This is a genomic window from Gardnerella sp. 26-12 (assembly GCF_001660745.1).
GTDB lineage: Bacteria > Actinomycetota > Actinomycetes > Actinomycetales > Bifidobacteriaceae > Bifidobacterium > Bifidobacterium swidsinskii.
This window is the reverse complement of record NZ_LWSR01000077.1, coordinates 1-3,805: the sequence shown is the minus strand read 5'-3', so window position 1 is coordinate 3,805 and position 3,805 is coordinate 1. Positions and strand designations below refer to the sequence as shown.

Sequence of the window (3,805 nt, the reverse complement as noted above, 5' to 3'; positions counted from 1 at the left end):
TATTAGCGAAAATACTATAGAAGAAAATAAAACACTTATGAACGAAAATACTGTTACAAATACAGGTACAAATACGAACACAAGTACGTCAAAAACAAAAAAAACTTTAAATGTGACAAAAACTTTAAAAACAACAAATAAATTATGGTTCGTAAAGAATGCTCGTTCGCTTATTTTTATTGCATACCTATCTGTCGTCGTAGCAGTTATGTGCTTCCACGAGCCTTGGTTTGATGAAGCTCAAAGTTGGCTTATTGCACGCGATTCTTCGTTTGCTGATTTGTTAACTCTTCGACCACATTATGAAGGCCATCCGCCGCTTTGGACTTTGCTTCTTTCCATACCTGCAAAAACAGGAGTTCCATACGAAATTGGTCTTAAAGGCGTGCAACTTCTATGCACTGCGCTTTTGGGTGGCTGGCTTATTTTCCGCGCGCCTTTTAGTAAATTGGCTGTGTTTTTGCTTCCGTTTACGTATTTTTTGTGCTTCCAATATGGCGTTACTTCACGCCCGTATGCTCTTCTTTGCGCGGCTTTGTTTATGGTTGCACATTATTGGAAACGATCTGATTCTAAGCCTTCTGATACTTGGAAACTCGCTTTGAGTCTTGTACTTTTATGTGCAATCAGTGCTTATGGCATTGCTTTAGCAGCAGGTTTTGCTTTTGCGTGGATTTGGAGAGTTGTAAAATCTGCAGGAATTAAAAAAGCTTTCGCTGAAATAGTCTCTAACACTAACAGATTAGTAAGCTGGATAATCCTTGCTTTAGTTGGAATTGCAAGCATTATTTGCATTTGGCCTGCTGCTAACGCTTTCGCATCGCGTGAAACATTCGACGGAAATTCTCCTCTTATACAATTCTTGTCATTTATTTTCGTTATGCCATCAGAAAGTATGTTCACTCAATTTGCTGGCGATGTTTCTTTACGTAGACTTATGCTAAGCGTACCTTCCGCGATTATTTGCGTTATTATTTCGATTTTAATATGGTCTTTCGCTGTAAGAATCGCTTATCGAAGAGGCATGCTTGTTTCTTTGATACTTCCTTACTTGACTTTTGCGGCAATTGCCACGCAATATTTCACTTTGCATCACGCAGGAATCGTTTTTGCATTCTTCGTATCTCAACTTTGGATGTGTATTGCGCGTAAGCCACTGGAATCTAAAGATATTCCGGCGATTATTTTTAGGTTGTTCAAAGCTGCAAATAAAGCTGAAAATAGCAATAGTAAATCTGCAAGTAAATCTGCCGGAAGCAAAGTTATTGCTGGCATTATTATTGTTGTTTTATTATCCCCAAGCTTGATTTGGAACGGGTATTCTTGCGTTAACGATATTCGATTCGACTATTCAGGTTCGCGCGCACTTGCGCAATTTATTAAGCAAAATCATGCTGAAAACATGCGATTCGTAACGTCTTGGCTACATCAAGATGAAAAAACGGATAAACAAGGTAATGTTATTGTTCCTGAATTTGAAGATATTCATCAATATTCGTGGCAGCTTATTACAGCAAATCCTTATTTCTCGAAGAATCTTATTGATTGCAGTTATAAGAATAGCTCGTTTATTACAAATGAGCAGCCATCTCAAGAACAGGCATCAAATGAAATGGGTGCTTGCAAAGCAAAGAAAGAACCTAAATTCTTTGTCACAGAATCAGATAAGCCTTGGTATTATTTTGTGTATTTAAACTACAATATCGACCATTATACTGAGCATACTATTGCTAAAACAAAATCATCTTGGAAAGCAGGAGTCTCAGAAGGAAGAATTATTGTATATGAGCGCAAAAAATAATTAGCGCATTTATATAATTATATTTAAATATATTTAATTACATTATGAAAATGCCCCTGCGTAAGTTAACTAACTTATTTAGGGGCATTTTTATTACAGTGTCTTACTTTTTAATAGTAGAACATGCGGTTTTATTTACCAGAAACCGAATGGATCAAATATTCCACCATCGTCACCATCGTCATCTCCACGTTGTTGTAAATCGTCATCGTCACCATCGTACGAGTTACTTCCGCGTTTTTTACCAGGCTTCTTTTGGTTTTTCTTTAATTTCTTTTCTTGCTTATTTGTGCCATTAACAGCAGTTTCTTCTTGGTTGAATGTAACTTGCAACTTAAGTGTGTTGCCGTTACGAACTATTGTGAGCGTAGCTTTTTGATTGAACGCTGTTGCTCTCACATACCCGAGGAGTGCGTAATTATTGGATACAGGCTTATCGTCAAAGGCAACAATAGTGTCATTGGCTTTGAGTCCGGCTTTTTCAGCAGGGCTTCCTTGATTGACAGAAACAATTTGAGCTCCTCCGCGAGTAATTCCTTCGGACTCAACTGCTGTGCTTTTAATCATGATCCCTAGTGCTACGTGCTTTACAGAACCATTCTTAATAATTTCTGTAACTACTCGTTTCACCAGATTTGCTGGAATTGCAAAGCCGATGCCGATAGATCCTGTAGTCTCCCCTTGAGCTGATGTCGCTGCAATAGAAGAATTAATACCTATGACCTTTCCGGCAGCGTTAAAAGTTGGGCCGCCTGAATTTCCTGGATTAATAGCTGCATCAATTTGTACTGCATTAGTTACAATTTCAGAGCGGCTTTGGTCGTCCATAACTGATACTGGACGATTTAAAGCCGAAACAATGCCTGTGGTAGCTGTATCGTCATATCCAAGCGGATTTCCGATTGCCATAACCGGTTCGCCAACGGAAAGCAGATTAGAATCTGCAAATTGGACTGTCTTTAAATTATTTGGTGAATTGTCTAATTTAAGTACTGCCAAATCAGTAGTTTTATCTGCTCCGACTAATGTAGCTGAATAAATTTGACCATTAGAAAGGGTTACTTGAATTTCTTTTGCATTAGCAATTACGTGATTGTTTGTTACAACATAACCTTTTGAATCAATAATTGCTCCAGAACCCTTCCCCATGCCTTTCTCTAAACGAGTTTGTATAGAAACAACGGCTCCGGAAACATTTTTTGCAACTCCTTGCCAATCCGGAGATTGTCCGCCTTTAACTACTGCGGTCCCAGGGCCAGAAGAATGAGAGCCGATGTTTGCGAAAGAGCCGCTTTGTGGAATTGAAATAAGACCTTGCGAGATTACAAATAGAACTACAACTACGCAAACTATTGCAGAAATTGCGGAGGATAAAATGGCAACAAAAGCAGTTGACGAAGAGCTTTTTGTTTTTCTTTTGTTACCTTTTTTGTTTGTGTCGTTTGTATTTGCTGCATTTGTGCTAATAATGCTTGTTTTTGCTATATTTTCATTTTCTTCGTTACTTGCATTATTGTTAAAATTCTGTTGCGCTGGTGTTTGATTGCCAACTTCATTATTTGGGTAAGAATTATTGTCTGTGCCGTAATTATACGGATTTCCGAAGCCGTTAAAATTATTATTTCCGTAGTAATTTTGTGATCCAATGTATTGCGTAGGAGCATTGTTGATATTTGTATTATCCGCATCGTTATTTTGGTTTACGGCGTAATTGTTAGCTGGATACTGTGTAGTGTTTGTACCAACTTCATTTTCGTTATTTGTTGGGCCGTAAGCTCCGAATTCAGGAGCTGGGCTATATGTTTGTGCTGGTTGCGTTGTTTGCGTTGGTTGTGCTGGTTGCGTCGGTTGTTCCTGCTGCTCGTAATATCCATTATTTGCAGTTTCATTGGATTCCTGCTGATTTGCACCATACATATCGTCAGCCATTCATCCTCCTTACAAAAGACTCTTAACACACCATAATAAACCATGCCATTATCTATGTAAGAGATAGTATGTTTT

Annotated in this window: 2 protein-coding genes; one reads left to right on the top strand and one right to left on the bottom strand. The window is 38.3% G+C overall.

Annotated features, from left to right (window positions below; genetic code table 11):
• Nucleotide 1: 1 nt before the first annotated feature.
• Entirely contained in the window at nt 2–1,801 is a 1,800-nt protein-coding gene (locus tag A5295_RS04415) for an ABC transporter ATP-binding protein (RefSeq protein WP_231875287.1), read from the top strand.
• Nucleotides 1,802–1,936: 135 nt separating this feature from the next.
• Here A5295_RS04415 and A5295_RS04410 read toward each other — a convergent pair whose 3' ends face one another.
• Nucleotides 1,937–3,730, bottom strand: a complete 1,794-nt coding sequence (locus A5295_RS04410) for a S1C family serine protease (protein WP_004109433.1) — start codon at nt 3,728–3,730, stop codon at nt 1,937–1,939.
• Between the last annotated feature and the right edge of the window lie 75 nt (nt 3,731–3,805).

What these genes read in the sequence shown, in the direction of transcription:
- A5295_RS04410 (WP_004109433.1), bottom strand. Translation starts at nt 3,730, where the DNA reads ATGGCTGACGATATGTATGGTGCAAATCAGCAGGAATCCAATGAAACT.